The organism is Brevundimonas sp. 01N35 (assembly GCF_056399785.1).
Genome location: NZ_JBFTRZ010000009.1, coordinates 100,104 through 117,211, shown reverse-complemented (window position 1 = coordinate 117,211; position 17,108 = coordinate 100,104). Strand labels below are relative to the sequence as shown.

Below are 17,108 nucleotides of genomic sequence, written 5' to 3'. Positions count from 1 at the left end.
GTGAACGCGAGCCGTCGAAGGAGGCGCCTAATGCACCAAAATGCTGAAATAGTCGAGTTCAGCCGCGTCGATAGAGGGCGCACACCAGCGTGAACAGGCGACGGGCCGTTTCCTTGTCGATCTCGACCTTGCCTTCGAGGCGTCCCTTGAGCAGTTCGGCGCCCTCGTTGTGCAGGCCACGACGGCCCATATCGACCGACTCGATCTGGCTGGGCGACGAGCCGCGCAGGGCTTCGTAATAGCTTTCGCAGATCAGGGCGTAGTCGCGGATCACCGTCTTCATCGGCGACAGCGACAGGACGTGAGTGCGGGAAAAATCGGGCCCGGCGATATCGAAGGCCAGGCGATTGTCCTGCGACGAGAGACGCAGCGTATAGGGGCCGCCTTCGGCGCCCTCAGGCGCGAAACTGTTGGCCTCGACCAGGTCGAAGATGGCGACGCGGCGCTGATGCTCGATCTCGGCAGTGGCGGCCGGCAGGGTCGCGGCGTCCACTTCGATGACCGAAAGTTTGTGCGGCCCGCTCACGACTGGCTCTCGTCAGAAGGCGCGTCGTCCAGATGGGTCGGCGCCACGCGCGCAGGCCAGCGGTCCGACAGGTCGGTCAGCACGGCGTCCAGGCATTCCACGTCGATCCGCAGGTCGCCGCCGCCGGCGAACATCAGGATGACCCGGCCGCCCGGCGCTTCGGTCGGCTCGAAATCGAGCGCCAGGAGCTCCAGCGCCGATTCGGGCGCGCGCGGCAGACGGCGGCTCTTGACCGCCTCGACGTCGCCGAACTGCATGGCGGACATGACGCGGGCGCCGCCGCATTCCCAGCAGAAGCGAGACAGGACGATGGTCAGTCGGCGGGCTTCCTTTTCCCAGCTGATGTCGACGGGACGCATGATGGCGTCCTGAAGCGCGGCCGAGATGATCTGCAGATCGACGGCGTCCTCGGCCAGCAGGCGCAAGGGCTCCATCGGCGCCAGGGCCTCCTCGGCCGCCGCGTCGGTTTCAGAGGTCGCCTTGGCCTCAGTGCTCATCCGCCTCGCCTTTCACGCGCCGGACATCGGCGCCGCAGGCTCCCAGCTTTTCTTCCATCCGCTCGAAGCCGCGATCCAGATGATACACCCGCCCGACCGTGGTTTCGCCCTCGGCGACCAGACCGGCCATGACCAGGCTGATCGAGGCGCGCAGATCGGTGGCCATGACCGGCGCGCCGGTCAGCTTCTCGACGCCGCGCACGTGCGCCTCGCCGGCGTGGACCGAGATGTCGGCACCCAGACGCGCCAGTTCGGGCGCGTGCATGAAGCGGTTCTCGAAGATGTTCTCGTGGATGATGCTCTCGCCCTCGGCGGTCGTCATCAGGGCCATGAACTGGGCCTGCAGATCGGTGGCGAAGCCCGGATAGATTTCAGTCGTGATGTTGACGGCCTTCAGCCGCTGCGTCGGATCGCGGCGGACGATGACGCCGTCGACGGTCGGTTCGACCTCGACCCCGGCCTCGATCATCTTGTCGGTCAGAGCGGTGATCAGGTCGGCCCGCCCCTTGGTCAGGCGCACCTCGCCGCCGGCCATGGCGGCGGCCAGAGCATAGCTGCCCATCTCGATCCGATCGGGAATCACCGACCAGGTCGCGCCGCTCAGCGACGAAACGCCGGTGATGGTCAGGACGTCGGTGTCCAGGCCCTCGATCTTGGCGCCCATGGCGATCAGGCAGCGGGCCAGATCGCCGATCTCGGGCTCACGGGCGGCGCGTTTCAGCACGGTCGTGCCGTTGGCCAGGACGGCGGCCAGCAGGGCGTGTTCGGTGGCGCCGACCGAGACGAAGGGAAACTCGATCTCGGCCCCTTGCAGCCCCCTGGGCGCCGTGGCCGAGACATAGCCCTCTTCCAGTTCGATCTCCGCGCCCAGCGCCGTCAGCGCCTGAAGGTGCAGATCGACAGGCCGCGCCCCGATGGTGCAGCCGCCCGGCAGCGACACCTTGGCGTGGCCGGTGCGCGCCAGCAGCGGCCCCAGGACGTTGAACGAGGCCCGCATCTGGCGAACCAGATCATAGGGAGCGAAGGTCGAGGTCAATTCCGGCGCATGGAACAGGGTCTCCTGGCCGTCGGCGCCATTGCGCTCCGTCACCTCGACGCCGAACTGTTGCAGCAGTTGGCCCAGGAACTTGGTGTCGGCCAGACGCGGCATATTGGTCAGCAGCAGGGGCTGATCCGTCAGGATCGACGCCGCCATCAGCTTGATGGCCGAATTCTTGGCGCCGCTGACCTCGATCTGGCCGTTCAGGCGGTTGCCGCCGTGGATGACGATGCTGTCCATGGAATCTTTCGCGGCCGGAAACACTGCGCCCCGGCGAACCGGCTATCTAGCAAGCCGCCCTACCCTCGCGAAAGAGCCGGATGCGACGCAGGGCGATGACTTTCAGTTGCGCTCGGTAGCAGGGCGCGGCGGGGCGGTCGGCGCCTTGCGGCGCTTCAGGTTGGTGCGCAGAGCGGCGGCCAGACGCACGGCCCGCTCAGCCTTGGCCTTCTGCTCGCGTGAGGGCTCCACGACCGGGGCGGCGGGAACGGCGTCTTTGGGCGGGGTATCCATGTTGCACAGCAGACCGCGTGCAAAGTTTTTGATCAAGCATGCATTTTGCACTTGTGCCGCCCCGAGGGTCTTGGCTATACGGCCGCTTCCTCAGTGAGGGCCGCCGTAGCTCAGTGGTAGAGCGCATCCTTGGTAAGGCTGAGGTCGTGGGTTCGATTCCCCCCGGCGGCACCATCCGGACCCTTGCAGATCAATGATTTGCAAGGGTCCGGTCCAATCTCCCCGACAATCAGATGCTATGTCCTGACGCGGTCGAATTGCGCCCGTTCGACACCTGACGGCTGGTCAAAACCTCCCCGCGCCCGCTAGACCTTCCGACCTCATCAGTAGGGGTCTTGGGGGCCTTCCATGAAGCGCAGTTTGTTGACCACCGTCGCGGCCCTGGCCGTGGCCTTCCCGGCGTTCGCCCAAACGGCTCCGGCCGGCGATTCGACGGCGACCGCCGCCACGCCCGCCAAGCCGAAATGGGATGTCCAGAACCCGCCGGGCGCGTCGCACGACGCGACCATCGACGTCACCGAAGGCACCTGGATGTCGCTGGACGTCAGCCCTGACGGCCGCGAGATCGTCTTCGACCTGCTGGGCGACATCTATGTCATGCCGATCGGCGGCGGCGAGGCCCGCGCCATCGCCTCGGGCGTGGCCTGGGACATGCAGCCCAAATATTCGCCGGACGGCCGCTCCATCGCCTTCACCTCGGATCGGGGCGGCGGCGACAATCTGTGGGTCATGGATCGCGACGGGTCGAACGCCAAACAGGTGTCGAACGAGACCTTCCGCCTGCTGACCCAGCCCGACTGGTCGCCGGACGGTCAGTTCATCGTCGGCCGCAAGCATTTCACCTCGTCGCGCTCGCTGGGCGCGGGCGAGATGTGGATGTACCACCGCGCGGGCGGCGGCGGCGTGCAGCTGACCGAGCGCCGCACCCAGCAGAAGGACACGGGCGAGCCCGCCTTCTCGCCCGACGGCCGCTATCTCTATTTCAGCGACGATTCCACGCCGGGCGGCCAGTTCGAATACTCCAAGGATCCGAACAGCCAGATCTACGTGATCCGGCGCCTGGATCGCGAGACGGGCGAGGTCACGCCCTTCGTCACCGGGCCGGGTGGCTCGATTCGCCCCACCCCCTCGCCCGACGGCAAGTCGCTCGCCTTCATCCGGCGCGACCGGTACAAATCCGTCCTCTACGTCATGGACCTCGAATCGGGCCGCGAGACCCCGATCTACGACGGTCTGGACCGCGACCTGCAGGAAACCTGGGCCATCCACGGCGTCTATCCGACGATGAGCTGGACCCCGGACAACAAGGGTCTGGTCTTCTGGTCAGGCGGCAAGATCCACCGCATCGACGTGGCGTCCAAGGCCGTCAGCGAAATCCCCTTCCACGTCGCCGACACCCGCCGCGTGCAGGAGGCCGTGCGTTTCCCCGTCGAGGTCGCGCCTGACAAGTTCGACGTGAAGATGGTCCGCTGGGCCCAGACCTCGCCCGACGGCTCCAAGGTGGTGTTCGAGGCCCTGGGCAATCTGTGGGTCCGCGATCTGCGCAACGGCGTCGCCGGCGCCCCGCGCCGCCTGACGCGCCAGAGCGACCATTTCGAGCTGTATCCGTCCTGGTCGCGCGACGGCCGCTCCATCGTCTACACGACCTGGAACGACAAGGACCTGGGCACGCTGCGGGTGATTCCCGCCGGCGGCGGCGAAGGCCGCGTCATCAGCGCCCATCCCGGTCACTATCTGGAGCCGCAGTTCTCGCCGGACGGCCAGACCGTGGTCTATCGCACCTCCAGCGACGGCTTCCTACGCACGGCCCTGTGGAGCCGAGAGCCGGGCGTCTATCGCACCTCGGTGCGCGGCGGCCAGCCGACCCTGATCACGGACAAAGGCTCGAACCCGCAGTTCGGGGCCCGCAACGACCGCATCTTCCTGACGGCGCGCGACGGCGACAAGCGCGTGCTGAAATCGGTCAACCTGTCGGGCGAGGACGCCCGCACCCACCTGAGCAGCGAATGGGCCGCCGAGTTCTCGGTGTCGCCTGACGAGCACTGGGTGGCCTGGACCGAGCGGTTCAACGCCTATGTGACGCCCTTCGTCGCCACCGGCCGCGCGATCACGGTCGGCGCCGACACCAAGGCCCTGCCCCAGACCCGCGTCACGCGCGACGCCGGCGAATGGTTGCACTGGTCAGGCGATTCCAACCGCCTGCAATGGTCGATGGGACCGGAGCTGTTCTCGCGTCCGCTGAGCGAGAGCTTCGCCTTCGCCGAGGGCGCGCCGGCCGAACTGCCCAAGCCCGCCGAGCACGGCGTCAAGATCGGCTTCAGCGCCGACTACGCCAAGCCCTCAGGCCGCGTGGTCCTGACCGGCGCCCGCCTCATCACCATGAAGGGCGACGAGGTCATCGAGGACGGCGTGGTCGTCATCAACGGCAACCGCATCGAAGCCATCGGCCCGCGCGGCTCGGTCACCGTGCCGAGCGACGCCCGCGTCATGGACACGGCCGGCAAGACCATCATCCCCGGCCTGGTGGACGCCCACTGGCACGGCTCGATGGGCTCGGACGAGATCATCCCCCAACAGTCCTGGGTCGACTACGCCGCGCTCGCGTTTGGCGTGACCACCATCCACGACCCGTCCAATGATTCGAGCGAGATCTTCGCCCACAGCGAACTAGCCAAGGCCGGCCGCGTGGTCGGGCCGCGCATCTTCTCGACGGGGACCATCCTCTACGGGGCGGCGACGCCGTTTACGGCTCAGGTCAACGACCTGGACGACGCCCTGTCCAACCTGCGCCGGATGCAGGCCATCGGGGCCTGGAGCGTCAAGAGCTACAATCAGCCGCGCCGCGACCAGCGTCAGCAGATCCTGGCCGCCGCCCGCGAACTGGGCATGATGGTCGTGCCCGAGGGCGGCTCGCTGTATCAGCACAACATGAGCATGGTGGTGGACGGCCACACCACGGTCGAGCACTCGATCCCGCTGGCCCATCTGTACGCCGACGTGCACCAGCTGTGGCGGCAGACCAAGGTGGCCTACACCCCCACCCTGATCGTGGCCTATGGCGGCAACTGGGGCGAGAACTACTGGTATCAGGCGACGGACGTGTGGAACGACCCGATCCTGACCCAGTACGTCCCCCGCCGCATCCTGGACAGCCGCGCCCGTCGCCCGGTCCAGGTGCCGCAGGACGAGTTGAACCACATCTCCATCGCCCGCGAGGCCAAGCGCCTGTCAGACGAGGGCGTGTCGGTGCAACTCGGCGCCCACGGCCAGCGCGAAGGTCTCGGCGCCCACTGGGAGCTTTGGATGATGGAGCAGGGCGGCATGACGCCGCTCCAGGCCCTGCGCGTCGGCACCCTGAACGGCGCCACGGCGCTGGGCATGGACAAGGACATCGGCTCGCTGGAAACCGGCAAGCTGGCCGACCTGGTGGTGCTGGAGGCCAACCCGCTGGAGAACCTGCGGAACACGGTGAAGATCGGTTACACGATGATCAACGGTCGGATCTTCGACAACCACATGAACGAGGTCGGTCAGGCCCCGCGTCAGCCCTTCTGGCATCAGGGCGCCGATGGTCAGGCCTGGAGCGCCGGGGCCGCCTCGACCGAGGCGCACAGCCACGGACACGGCCAGGACTGACGGTCGTCAGACCAGATACGAAGAGGGCCCGACCGAAAGGACGGGCCCTTTTTTCATGCTCTGAAACGTCATCCCGGAAGTGGCGGAGCCGCTATCCGGGACCGCAAGAAACGCGACCAGGAAACGCGGCGTCTTGAGCGGTCCCGGCTCTCCGCTGCGCTACGGCCGGGATGGCGGTTGGTTGGGAAGCTACTTGACCGTCGCGGCCAGCAAGGCAGACCGCTTGGCTGCCCTGCCCTTCAGCCAGCGCATGGCGACGACGGCGACGACGACGAAAGCTCCAAAGGCGATCAGCATCAGGGTGGGGCCGTGGGCCTCGCTGAGGAACTCCAGCCGCGCCAGCCCCCTGGCGGCCAGATAGCCGGGCGCCAGCATGGCCAGAACCCAGACGAAGGCCGATGTCACATTGGCGAACTGGAAGACGCGGCGGCGCATCCGCAGCACGCCGACCATGACCGGCACGAAGGCCCGCAGAGGCCCGAAGAAGCGTCCGATGAAGATGGAGGCTACGCCGTAACGACGGCAATACAGCCGCGTCCAGGCGATCTTGCGCCGGTGCGGCAGCAGCATGGGCTGGCGCAGCACGCCCGTCCCCAGCCGCCGACCAATCCAGTAGGAGATGGCGTCGCCCATCACGGCGCCGATGACGCAGCCGACGACGACGGTCATGGGATCCAGAACGCCCGCCGCCACCAGTCCCCCCGCCGCCACCAGCAGACCGGTCGCCGGCACGAAGGCGCCGATCACCACCAGGGATTCAAGGAAGGTGACAGCCCCTAGAACGACCCCGGCCCAGACGTGGTGTCTGGCGATGAAATCGGCGGCCGAACTAAGCAAACTATCCATACTGGTCCTCTATCTCCCACGCATATGGGAGATCGCCGCCCGAAGGGAATGCGGCGATGGGACGCCCCGAGCGAAACACGCCGGCCGTGGCGCGAACGCCTCAGTTCGACCAACCGGTTTGGGGCCTTTAACGGCCGGTCTGCAGGGAAATGCCGATGGTGCTGGTCGTTTCCTGAACCGCGCCGGCGCGCAGCGGCGGATAGGGGCGAGCACGGAAATAAGTTCCCTCATAGCCCGGTGGCTCCATGACGCCGAACGGACGACCGTAGCCGCCGTAGGGATAGTCCCGGAGCGAGCCGTAACCGTAGCCCCAGGGGCTGTTTTTGGTCTGACGGACGCTCAGGTTCAGCGCGCCGTTCTCGCCCAGCGGCAGCGACACCGCCGCCGAATAGTCGCGATAGCCGCCGGTGCCCATGCCGACGCTGAACTCGCCGTGCATCTTGCGGGGCTCGGCCTCGGCCCAGGGATCGGCGGGCGCGATCGACGCGTCCGATGTGCGGTCGCCGATCCAGCGGGCGATCTGTTCGTCGGTGCTGAGTCCATGCGGGGCGGCGCTCTGCACCGTCGTGCTGGGCGACGCGTCCGCCGTGGTTTCAGCCAGCATGGCCGCCGTGGCGGTCGGCACCGATTGGGTGCCGCGCGGAGCGGTCGTGACGACGCCGTCCGGGTCGAATCCCGTCATCAGCGTCGCGGCGGCGACCAGTTCGATCATCATGCGCCCATACTCCCGTTTCCGACCACCCTAGCGCCAAATGCGGCCAAGGTCAGGCGGAGCCGTCGCCGCGCCCCAGCGGATCGGGCAGAGGCTGGCCCTCGGGCACGAAGCTGAGAGCCACGGAATTGATACAGTAACGCAGGCCGGACGGCGGCGGCCCGTCGGGGAAGACATGGCCCTGATGGCTGTCGCAGCGGGCGCAGCGGGTCTCGACGCGGACCATGCCATAGCTGCTGTCGCGCACGGCGCGGACGTGAGCCTCGTCCACCGGCTGGCTGAAACTGGGCCAGCCCGTGCCGCTCTCGAACTTGGTCCCCGTGCGGAACAGCGGCAGGCCGCATTCCCGGCAGCAGAAGACCCCGGCGCGCTTCTCACCCAGCAAGGTGCCGCAGAAGGGCGCCTCGGTGCCGTGGGCCAGCAGGACGCGTTTTTCCTCCTGCGACAGATCGGCTTCCAGCGCCACGCGCTGGCTCTCGCTGGGCGGCGTCAGATCATAGCCCGAAGGCGAGCGTAGCGGCGCGGGGGATTCGGTCTGGGTCATGTCCCACAAATAGTAAGGGCCGGACGGCGTTTCCACCGTCCGGCCCCATTCATCGGCCCAAACGGGCCTCAAGTAGCCCGAAGGGGCGCTAGGCCCGCTCAAACGGCCTCAAGCAGCCCGAAGGGCGGCAGGCCCCCTAAAAGAGCGTGCCGACCCAGGCGCGCACGGCGGCTTCATCGGTCGGGTTGCCGGCGAAGGCCAGGCCCTGCGCCGGGGTGTAGGGCTGATTGTTGCCGCGCTGACGCGTCGTCCAGGCCTTGTGACCATAGCTGAGATCAGCATAGTTCGACGGCAGGCGCTGCACGGTCGGCTCGATGAAGATCGAGTCGACGGCGGTGGCCGACCCGACCAGACGCACGTTCGGCAGGCGGGTCAGCAAGTCCAGCGTGTCCAGGCAACCGCCCGAGCAGCCGCCGTCGACCAGAACCACGACCGGCCCCTGCATCGGGTTGGCGGCGCCGGTATCGGCGACCGACGGACGGCCCGGCATGACGAAGGTCTGCTGACCGGCGGCCAGGGCCGAATCGAAGGCGGCGACGATGGCCTGGGTCTGTTCGATCACGGCGCCCGATTCCTGCACGAAGCGCGGATCGGCCTGCATGCGGTTCAGGGTGTCGGCGAACCATTGGCGGTTGGCCGGAGTAGCGCGATAGGTGATCTGACCGGCTGCCGGCTGGCGGCTGACGGTGAACTCGGGCGTCCACAGGCGGTTGGCCAGGCCATAGCCGCGCGAGGTGGCGTTGATCGAGGCGCCGTCGGCGCCGCGCAGATCGATCACCAGGCCCTGCGAACCGCGCAGGGCGGCGACCTGGCCTTCGACCTGGGCGAAGAAGGCGTCCCAGCCGGCGTCGTCGGCAAGGGAGTTGACGTGCAGCCACGGACGACCGTCGATCTGTTCGATCGACAGCTTGGTCGCACCCGGCGTGAAGACCGAGGCGCGATAGGCGGCTTCCAGGTTCGCGGGCGTCGCCGGTTGCGGGCTGAGCGTGTATTCGCGGGCGCGGCGGCCGACCTGGAACTCGCACACAGACGGCACGCCGCCGACCATCGGGTTGTTGCGGTTCCACAGCAGGTAGGGGGCGGTGCGAACCCGGCCGGCTTCGGTAGTCAGATCACCTTCAAAACCGTCCAGCTTGGCCTTGGCGAAATCGGCGATCGGCTGGACGTTGCAGCTCTTGACCACGGCGCCCACCGGCGGCGCGCCGCGCACGCCTGGCTGAACGTAGGAAACGATATACTCGCCATTGCGCCAGGCGGTGGCGACGCCGGGCCATCCGGTGGCGAAGAAGGGCCCGGCGCCTTCAAAGGTCGGGCGGGCGGCGATGTTGGCGTCGCGGAAGCCGTTGGCGTAGTAGCGCAGCAGATAGGCGTGGCTGTCTCCGCTGTTGACCTGCGCCGCCTTGGACAGGGCGTCCTGAAGCCCGGCGTCGAGCCAGCCGCGGAAGACTTGGCTGGCGGCGCCCGGCACGACGGCCGCCGGATGGTTGGCTTTCAGGGCGTCGTGCGTGGCCTGAAGGTCCTTCCGCGCGAGATCGCTGAAGTTCTGGGCCGAGGCGCTGCCAGCCGTCAGGGCCAGAGCGAGCACAGCCGCCGAGGCGGTGAGCAGACGTTGCATGAAAGAAACTCCCAGAGGGCCGTCGAAACGCGGTTTCGCCGTGTTTAAACCCAAGAAAGGTCCCCGTTCCAGCCCCGTGACGAATTGACCGCACCGCTTGCCGTCTGACGCATCGTTTACGCCGCCCTGAACGCCACGCTATCCTCCTTGCCAACGCTGGCTTTCTCCGGCGTCGAGGGGACGTCGGGGGACGACATGACATTGAAAGACAAGCTGTTCGGCTTCGAGGGCCGCCTGCGTCGCATGGACTGGTGGGCGCTCACGGTCCTGATGGGGTTGGCCGGCATGATGTTCAGCGAAACCCTCGCCCTGCTTGTGCTCGGCGGCGACCGCTCGCTGTTCTTCGGCGGCCTCGACGCCATAGCGCGCCGCATGACCGACCCCGTCGGCATCATGGTCAGCGCCGCCGCCGCCCTGCCCTTCCTCTGGCCCGCCCTGGCCCTGGCGGCCAAGCGCGCGCATGACCGCGACAAGAGCGCCCGGCTGGTCATGGGCCTGACGATCGCCAGCTACATTCTCAGTATCGCCCCCGACGGCGCGTTCACCGCCGCCGGCCGACTGGCTGACCGCGGGCTGTGGATCGCCGGCTTTTTCCTGCTGATGGGAGTGGCGGCCACGATCGGAAGCCTCTACCTGCTGATCGTCCTCGGTTTCCAGGACGGCACGCCCGGGCCGAACCGTTTCGGACCGTCGCCCAAGCGCCGCGACCCGGCCCTCGCCCTGCCCCAGACTGAACCCTGATGACGCTGCTGACCGATCTGTTCCTGACGTCCTCCGGCCGCGTTGGACGAACCGCCTTCATCGCGGGCGCCGCCGTCCTGCTGGCGCTGTGGGCGGGATTCGATCTTCTGACGCCGCCGGCGCTGCGGGACATGATCGGCTGGGCCGTCGCGGCCCTGCTGCTCTACGGCGGGGCCTGCATCCTGTCGCAACGGCTGCATGATCGCGGCCGTTCGGGCTGGTGGAGCGGACCGATCCTCCTGGCCGTCGCCATGGCCTGGCCTCGCCCGCAAGCGCCGCTGGACTGGCTCGCCGCCGCCATCCTGGTTCTCGTGGCGGTCGATCTGGCTCTGCTGCCGGGTCAAAGGGCGTTCAATCGCTACGGCCCGCCGCCCAGGGCCTGACGCATAGTTCAGAGCGGCGCTTCGCCTGCCTGAACCGGACCAAAGACGCGCTGGAACGAGGCCTTCAACGCCCCGTCCGCCTCGTCCATCGTCGCCAGAACGCCCAGATCGACCAGGCTGGTGACGCCGTGGTCGGTGATGCCGCAGGGCACGATGCCGCCGAAATGGTCGAGGTCCGGCTCCACGTTCAGGCTGATGCCGTGGAAGCTGACCCATTTGCGGACCTTGACGCCGATGGCGGCGATCTTGTCCTCGCGGCTCCAGCCCGCGCCCTTGCGTTCGACCCAGACGCCGACGCGACCCTCGCGCATCCCCGCCTCGACGCCGAACTGATCCAGGGCGCCGATGATCCAGTCCTCCAGCCCATGGACGAAGGCGCGCACGTCCTTGCCGCGCTTGTTGAGGTCCAGCATCACATAGGCCACGCGTTGGCCCGGCCCGTGATAGGTGAACTGCCCCCCTCGCCCCGTCCGGTGGACCGGGAAACGGTCCGGAGCCAGCAGGTCCTCGTCCTTGGCCGAGACGCCCGCCGTATAGAGGGGCGGATGCTCCAGCAGCCAGACCATCTCCTCGGCCTGGCCCGCCGCGATGGCGGCGACGCGCGCCTCCATGGCGGCGACGGCGGGCTCGTAATCGACATAGCCGGTCGAGACCGCCCATTCGACGGCATGGCCGTCGGCGCGGATCAGAGATCGTTCGGTCAGGCTTAACGGGTCGGCAAGCATGACGCTTCAATGTGTCTGCTGACGCGCCGACGCAAGGTCGTCCGTTGATTGCGAGTACCATTTTGAGCCAGATCGAAGCCGTCGATGTCGAGATTTCGATCGTGCTGGGCCGTTCGGTCCTGCCGATGCAACAGTTGCTGCGCATGGGCCGGGGCGCTGTGATCCCGCTCGACGCGTCCGAAAGGGACGAAGTCTGGATCCTGGCCAACAATCACCCGGTGGCCCGCGGCGAGATCGAAATTCGCGACGACCGCATCGCCATCACCGTGACCCGCACCGCCGACGTCTATGACTTCATGGCCGGCGCGGCATAATTTTGGGGCGGCAGTCAGAAGGCTCCGCCCTTCTCGACCCGACGCCGCCCTGCGGGTTTCGACCCGAACATCTTTGTCGAGCCGCGGTCAGAAGGCTCCGCCTTCTCGACCCGACGCGGCTTGATTCCCCGCGGCTCAGCGGCAAATGGGCAGGAAAAGCCGAGACTTCGCCTATTTCCGCAAAACGCTCTTTTCTTTCCGTTCTCTCTCCGCTATTGCCCGCCCTCCGATGCGAGCGGTCGTGGCGGAATTGGTAGACGCGCAGCGTTGAGGTCGCTGTGGGGCAACCCGTGGAAGTTCGAGTCTTCTCGACCGCACCATCTGATCTGACAGGGCGACACTCGGCTATACCAGGCTGACATTTTCGGGGAGGCAGACACGTGACCAACACGGATTCCGCCTCCCCGGCCCCTGCTCCCGAAATCGAAACCGAAGATCACGTCGCCCTCGGCGAGGACTATGCCCTGACGGCGTCCTTCGTCGAAAAGGTCGTGGACGCCGCAGACGACGGCGACGGCCTGCGTCTGCGCGGCCTGCTGGAAGACCTGCACCCCGCCGACGTCGCCGACCTGATGGGCTTCCTGACGTCCGAGCATCGCGCCGTCGTGGTTCAGTGGCTGCCGCCCGAGCTTCTGGCGGACACCTTGCCCGAGCTGGACGACGGCATCCGCGAGGAAGTACTGGAGCGGGTGCCTCACCTGACCCTGGCCGAGGCGCTGCAGGAGCTGGACTCCGACGACGCCGCCGCCGTGGTCGAGGACCTGGAGGACGATCAGCGCGAGAAGGTGCTCGCCGCCATGCCCGAGGGCGATCGCGCCGCGATCGAAAGCTCGCTGGGCTATGCCGAGGATTCCGCCGGCCGCCTGATGCAGCGCGAGGTCATGGCCGCGCCGCAGTTCTGGAACGTCGGCGACACCATCGACCACGTCCGCCGCCAGGGCGAGGACCTGCCCGAACTCTTCTTCGACATCTATGTCGTCGACCCGCAGAATCACCCGATCGGCGGCGTCCCCATCAGCCGCCTGCTGCGCGCGCCGCGCACCACGCTCCTGACCGAGCTGATGGAGCCGGTCAACGAGATCGCCGTCGACGTCGACCAGGAAGAAGTCGCCTACATCTTCGAGAAATATAACCTGATCTCCACCCCCGTGGTGGACGCCTCGGGGCGCCTGGTCGGCCAGCTGACGGTCGATGACATCGTTCACATCATTCAGGAAGAGAACCGCGAGGACATCCTGCGCCTGGCCGGCGTCTCGGACGAAGACCGGTCCTCGGGCGTGCTCGAGATCGTGCGCGGCCGCGTGCCGTGGCTGGGCATCAATCTGTTCACCGCCGTCCTCGGCGCCGGGGTCATCGCCTTCTTCGAGGGCACGATCCAGCAGATCGTCGCCCTGGCCGTGCTGATGCCCATCGTCTCGGCCATCGGCGGCAATGCGGGCACGCAGTCCCTGACCGTCACGGTCCGCGCCCTGGCGACGCGCGAACTGAATTCGTCCAACGCCGCGCGCACCTTCTGGCGCGAAATGACGGTAGGCTTGGCCAATGGTCTGGTGCTGTCGCCCCTGATCGGTCTGGCGGCGGGCTTCTGGTTCCATGACTGGCGCATCGGGGCAGTGATCGCCACCGCCATGGTGCTGAACCTGCTGGTCGCAGCCACTGTCGGCGTGCTGACGCCTCTGACCCTGTCCAAGCTCGAATTCGACCCGGCCGTCTCCTCGGCTGTTTTCGTGACAGCGACGACGGACTTCTTCGGCTTCCTGATCTTCCTCGGCCTGGCGACCATCGTCCTGCTCTGATCCGGGACCCGGGTTTTCGGAACACGGCTTGCTGCTTCGCCTTGCGGGCGAGCGCGCCCGTTTCGAAATGGGTCAGTCCGTGTCCGCAGCCCCCTCCCAGCGCATGAAGGTGTCCCGCGAGGGACTGCTTCTGATCAAGAGTTTCGAGGGCTTCCGCCCCCGGGCCGTGCGTCGTCGCGACGGCGCGCTGACTATCGGCTACGGCCACACCCGTTCGGCGCGCACCGGCGCGACGATCACTGAGGCCGAAGCCGAGCTTCTGCTGCAATACGACCTGATGCCGATCGTCGAGGCGATCAACACCCGCGTGGCGATTTCGCTGAACCAGCATCAGTTCGACGCCCTGACCAGCTTCATCCTCTCCATCGGCCTCAAGCGGTTCGAGGGCTCGGACGTGCTGGAACGGCTGAACGACGGCGCGACGGCCAAGGCGGCCGAGGCCCTCAGCGGCTGGCCCGACCGCACGCCCCCGCCTGTCGACGCCCTTTATCGCCGCCGCTCGGCCGAGCGCGCCCTGTTCGACACGGCGCCCGACCGCCCCGCCCCGCTCGACCTGCTGCTGACCGCCCCCGTTCAGGGTCCCGGCGCCACGGCCGACGCCGACGACAGCGCGCCCGCCACCGTTCAGGTCCTGCGTCACGAACGTCGGCCCGCCCCTGCGGCCCACGCCGGTGAAACCGGCGCCGTCGCCTTCATCGGCGGCATCGGCCTGCTGGCCTTCGCGACGGGAATCGCCGCCTTCCGCGGAAACCTGACGGCGTCCCAGACGGTCGACAGGTCCATGCTGATCGGCGGCGCGCTAATGCTGCTCGGCCTCATCTTCATCGGCGCGGCGGGTTGGACCCTGACCCGCAACCGGAACAATAAGAGCGTCGTCTGAGGCCGCTTTGCGAAGCGCGTGCGCGATGCTACGCCTTCGGGCATGAGCATTCCCTTCGCGCCCCAATCCATGGAATTCGGCCTCGGCGAGAACGCTGACGCCATTCGTGACGTCACCGCCCGCTGGGCCGCCGACCGACTGGCCCCGCTCGCCGCCGAAATCGACGAGAAGAACGAGTTCAAGCGCGAGCTGTGGCCCGAGATGGGCGAACTGGGCCTGCACGGCATCACCGTCGAGGAAGAGTTCGGCGGCCTGGGCCTGGGCTACCTGGAACACGTCGTGGCGATGGAAGAAGTGTCGAGGGCCTCGGCCTCGATCGGCCTGAGCTACGGCGCCCACTCCAACCTCTGCGTCAATCAGATCCGCCGCTGGGGCACGCCCGAGCAGAAGCAGAAATACCTGCCCAAGCTGATCAGCGGCGAGCACGTCGGCTCGCTGGCCATGTCAGAGGCCGGATCGGGCTCGGACGTCATGTCGATGCGCACCCGCGCCGACAAGAAGGGCGACCGCTACGTCCTGAACGGCACCAAGTTCTGGATCACCAACGCGCCTTCGGCCGACACGCTGGTGGTTTACGCCAAGTCCGACCCCGAGGCCGGCTCCAAGGGCTGCACCGCCTTCATCGTCGAGCGCGGCATGAAGGGCTTCTCGGTCTCCAAGAAGCTGGACAAGATGGGCATGCGCGGCTCGGATACCGCCGAGCTGGTGTTCGAGGACTGCGAGATCCCGGAAGAGAACGTCATGGGCCCGATCGGCGGCGGCGCCGGCGTGCTGATGAGCGGCCTGGACTATGAGCGCGCCGTCCTGTCCGGCGGTCCGCTGGGCATCATGCAGGCGGCCCTGGACGTGGTCCTGCCCTACGTCCGCGAGCGCAAGCAGTTCGGCAAACCCATCGGCTCCTTCCAGCTGATGCAGGCCAAGGTCGCCGACATGTACGTCGCCCTGAACAGCGCCCGTGCCTATGTCTATGCCGTCGCCCGCGCCTGCGACCAGGGCAAGACCACCCGCTATGACGCGGCGGGCGCCATCCTGTTGGCCTCGGAAAATGCGGTGAAGGTGTCGCTGGAGGCCGTCCAGGCCCTGGGCGGCGCCGGCTATACCAGGGAATGGCCGGTCGAACGCCTGGTCCGCGACGCCAAGCTTTACGACATCGGCGCCGGCACCAACGAAATCCGCCGCTTCCTGATCGGCCGCGAGTTGCTGGGCTGACGGAACCGGGCGGCGGGCGGACGGTTGCCTTTCAGTCGAAAGGAGATCGCCATGCCCGCCAAGTCCGTTGCCCAACAGAGGGCCGCCGGCGCCGCCCTGTCGGCCAAGCGAGGCGAGACGCCGAAGTCAGAGCTCAAAGGCGCGTCAAAAGCGATGCTGGAGTCGATGAGCGAGCAGCAACTTGAAGAGTTGGCCCACACGAAGCGCAAGGGCAAACCCGGACACGTGACGAAACATTAAGCCGCACACGAGGCGTGGGGGATGGCGCGGCCGTGGCGCCGCCCCTACCTTGGCGGGCCTTCGCTCTTGAGTCCCGCCCAATGACGCTCGTCACCCAGCCGCCGCCGGACGAAAGCCGGACGTTTTCCGACGTCCTGGAGCGGCTGGGCTATGGCGACGCCCCGAAGTTGAGCCTGAGGGAAATGGTCGAGGCCTTCGGCGAGCGCGGCTTCGGCGCGATCATCCTGATGCTGTCGCTGATGGCGCTGTTTCCCTGGCCGCCGGGGGGCAAGGCTGTTTTCGCTGTCCCCATCGTCCTGATCGCCGCCGAAATGGCGTTGCATCGCGACGAGGTGTGGCTGCCGCGCTGGCTGCTGAACGCGTCTGTCGCCCGCGCTTCCTACCGCAGATTGCTGGCCGCTCACTTCGCGGCGCCCCGCTGGTTCCGCCGCTTGGCGCTTTTGGGAGAGTTCTCGATAGGCTTCGGCCGAACGGCCAGACGTTACAGATTTCCGCGGTGGGTTCGGCAAGCCGTCAGAAAACGCCCCGATAGCGCAACCACCATAGAGTTGCTGCGCCGCGCCGAACGCCTGACACGGCCCCGCTGGCCGATGCTGACGGGCGAGGCGGCCGATGTGGTCGTCGGCGGCATCTGCATCCTTCTGGCGCTGATGATGGCGCTGCCGGTGCCGTTCGGCGACGCCCTGCCCGGCCTGACCCTGGCGATATTCGGCCTCGGCATCATCCAGAGGGACGGGGTCTTCATCATCGCCGGATTGATCGGCACGGCGATCTGCGGCGTCTATCTGACCCTGGTCTGGGCGACCGTCGTGGCCGTCATCCACGGCATAGCCCACTGGTTCAGCGCCCTGCTCTGACGCTGCGCGAAGGATGGTCGCGGCCTCTGCCAATG

General features: G+C 67.5%; 18 protein-coding genes and 2 tRNA genes. 11 read left to right on the top strand and 9 right to left on the bottom strand.

The genetic code is table 11. From position 1 onward, the window contains the following. Positions 1–58: 58 nt before the first annotated feature. The 4 genes from AC1DJ5_RS11120 to AC1DJ5_RS11105 all read right to left on the bottom strand — a co-directional run bounded on the left by AC1DJ5_RS11120 (position 59) and on the right by AC1DJ5_RS11105 (position 2,611). Positions 59–526 carry a UPF0262 family protein gene (locus AC1DJ5_RS11120; RefSeq protein WP_477020624.1) on the bottom strand — a complete coding sequence of 156 codons (468 nt, stop codon included), beginning with the start codon at positions 524–526 and terminating at the stop codon, positions 59–61. After that, on the bottom strand, positions 523–1,023 hold the full coding sequence (locus AC1DJ5_RS11115; RefSeq protein WP_477020623.1) for a DUF2948 family protein: 501 nt from the start codon (positions 1,021–1,023) through the stop codon (positions 523–525). The genes AC1DJ5_RS11120 and AC1DJ5_RS11115 overlap by 4 nt, the downstream gene beginning before the upstream one ends. Next, positions 1,013–2,302, bottom strand: a complete 1,290-nt coding sequence (murA, locus tag AC1DJ5_RS11110) for a UDP-N-acetylglucosamine 1-carboxyvinyltransferase (protein WP_441455582.1) — start codon at positions 2,300–2,302, stop codon at positions 1,013–1,015. The genes AC1DJ5_RS11115 and murA overlap by 11 nt, the downstream gene beginning before the upstream one ends. Before the next feature lie 102 nt (positions 2,303–2,404). Next, positions 2,405–2,611: a hypothetical protein gene (locus tag AC1DJ5_RS11105; RefSeq protein WP_441455580.1), complete on the bottom strand. Its 207-nt coding sequence runs from the start codon at positions 2,609–2,611 to the stop codon at positions 2,405–2,407. A gap of 63 nt (positions 2,612–2,674) precedes the next feature. Here AC1DJ5_RS11105 and AC1DJ5_RS11100 point away from each other — a divergent pair. Together AC1DJ5_RS11100 and AC1DJ5_RS11095 are read left to right on the top strand one after the other, a co-directional pair. Beyond that, a tRNA-Thr gene (locus tag AC1DJ5_RS11100) sits at positions 2,675–2,749 on the top strand. Positions 2,750–2,935: 186 nt separating this feature from the next. Beyond that, positions 2,936–6,211, top strand: coding sequence for an amidohydrolase family protein (locus AC1DJ5_RS11095; RefSeq protein ID WP_477020622.1), 3,276 nt, complete (start codon positions 2,936–2,938; stop codon positions 6,209–6,211). 189 nt (positions 6,212–6,400) lie between these two features. Here the strand turns inward: AC1DJ5_RS11095 and AC1DJ5_RS11090 are convergent, their stop codons facing one another. The 4 genes from AC1DJ5_RS11090 to AC1DJ5_RS11075 form a co-directional block, all read right to left on the bottom strand. Then, positions 6,401–7,057, bottom strand: a complete 657-nt coding sequence (locus AC1DJ5_RS11090; protein WP_477020621.1) for a DedA family protein — start codon at positions 7,055–7,057, stop codon at positions 6,401–6,403. Between the two features lie 127 nt (positions 7,058–7,184). Beyond that, positions 7,185–7,772 carry a hypothetical protein gene (locus tag AC1DJ5_RS11085; protein WP_477020620.1) on the bottom strand — a complete coding sequence of 196 codons (588 nt, stop codon included), beginning with the start codon at positions 7,770–7,772 and terminating at the stop codon, positions 7,185–7,187. Between the two features lie 49 nt (positions 7,773–7,821). Next, a complete protein-coding gene (gene msrB, locus AC1DJ5_RS11080; RefSeq protein ID WP_441455572.1) occupies positions 7,822–8,313 on the bottom strand; it encodes a peptide-methionine (R)-S-oxide reductase MsrB in 492 nt (163 codons plus the stop codon). A 136-nt stretch (positions 8,314–8,449) separates the two neighbouring features. Then, the gene (locus AC1DJ5_RS11075; protein WP_441455570.1) at positions 8,450–9,928 is read right to left on the bottom strand and encodes a hypothetical protein; all 1,479 of its coding nucleotides are present in this window, start codon (positions 9,926–9,928) and stop codon (positions 8,450–8,452) included. Positions 9,929–10,123: 195 nt separating this feature from the next. Here AC1DJ5_RS11075 and AC1DJ5_RS11070 point away from each other — a divergent pair, with 195 nt between their 5' ends. Both AC1DJ5_RS11070 and AC1DJ5_RS11065 read left to right on the top strand, forming a co-directional pair. After that, a complete protein-coding gene (locus AC1DJ5_RS11070) occupies positions 10,124–10,669 on the top strand; it encodes a DUF805 domain-containing protein (protein ID WP_477020619.1) in 546 nt (181 codons plus the stop codon). After that, positions 10,669–11,052 carry a DUF805 domain-containing protein gene (locus AC1DJ5_RS11065; protein WP_477020618.1) on the top strand — a complete coding sequence of 128 codons (384 nt, stop codon included), beginning with the start codon at positions 10,669–10,671 and terminating at the stop codon, positions 11,050–11,052. Before AC1DJ5_RS11070 ends, AC1DJ5_RS11065 begins: the two co-directional genes overlap by 1 nt. Positions 11,053–11,060: 8 nt before the next feature. Here the strand turns inward: AC1DJ5_RS11065 and lipB are convergent, their stop codons facing one another. After that, positions 11,061–11,777 (bottom strand): lipoyl(octanoyl) transferase LipB, encoded by a 717-nt coding sequence (gene lipB, locus AC1DJ5_RS11060; RefSeq protein ID WP_477020617.1) that lies wholly within the window; start codon positions 11,775–11,777, stop codon positions 11,061–11,063. Positions 11,778–11,788: 11 nt separating this feature from the next. Here lipB and AC1DJ5_RS11055 point away from each other — a divergent pair, with 11 nt between their 5' ends. The 7 genes from AC1DJ5_RS11055 (at position 11,789) to AC1DJ5_RS11025 (ending at position 17,073) form a co-directional block, all read left to right on the top strand. Beyond that, positions 11,789–12,091: a FliM/FliN family flagellar motor switch protein gene (locus AC1DJ5_RS11055; RefSeq protein ID WP_477020616.1), complete on the top strand. Its 303-nt coding sequence runs from the start codon at positions 11,789–11,791 to the stop codon at positions 12,089–12,091. A 235-nt stretch (positions 12,092–12,326) separates the two neighbouring features. Further along, positions 12,327–12,411 (top strand) — tRNA-Leu (locus AC1DJ5_RS11050). A 60-nt stretch (positions 12,412–12,471) separates the two neighbouring features. Continuing rightward, complete coding sequence (mgtE, locus tag AC1DJ5_RS11045; protein WP_441455562.1) at positions 12,472–13,887, top strand: magnesium transporter; 1,416 nt, start codon at positions 12,472–12,474, stop codon at positions 13,885–13,887. Positions 13,888–13,915: 28 nt separating this feature from the next. Continuing rightward, positions 13,916–14,767, top strand: a complete 852-nt coding sequence (locus AC1DJ5_RS11040) for a lysozyme (RefSeq protein WP_477020615.1) — start codon at positions 13,916–13,918, stop codon at positions 14,765–14,767. A gap of 42 nt (positions 14,768–14,809) precedes the next feature. Then, on the top strand, positions 14,810–15,976 hold the full coding sequence (locus AC1DJ5_RS11035; RefSeq protein ID WP_477020614.1) for an isovaleryl-CoA dehydrogenase: 1,167 nt from the start codon (positions 14,810–14,812) through the stop codon (positions 15,974–15,976). Between the two features lie 51 nt (positions 15,977–16,027). Next, on the top strand, positions 16,028–16,216 hold the full coding sequence (locus AC1DJ5_RS11030) for a DUF3008 family protein (RefSeq protein WP_441455558.1): 189 nt from the start codon (positions 16,028–16,030) through the stop codon (positions 16,214–16,216). A gap of 80 nt (positions 16,217–16,296) precedes the next feature. Beyond that, positions 16,297–17,073, top strand: coding sequence for an exopolysaccharide biosynthesis protein (locus AC1DJ5_RS11025; protein WP_441455557.1), 777 nt, complete (start codon positions 16,297–16,299; stop codon positions 17,071–17,073). Positions 17,074–17,108 lie beyond the last annotated feature (35 nt).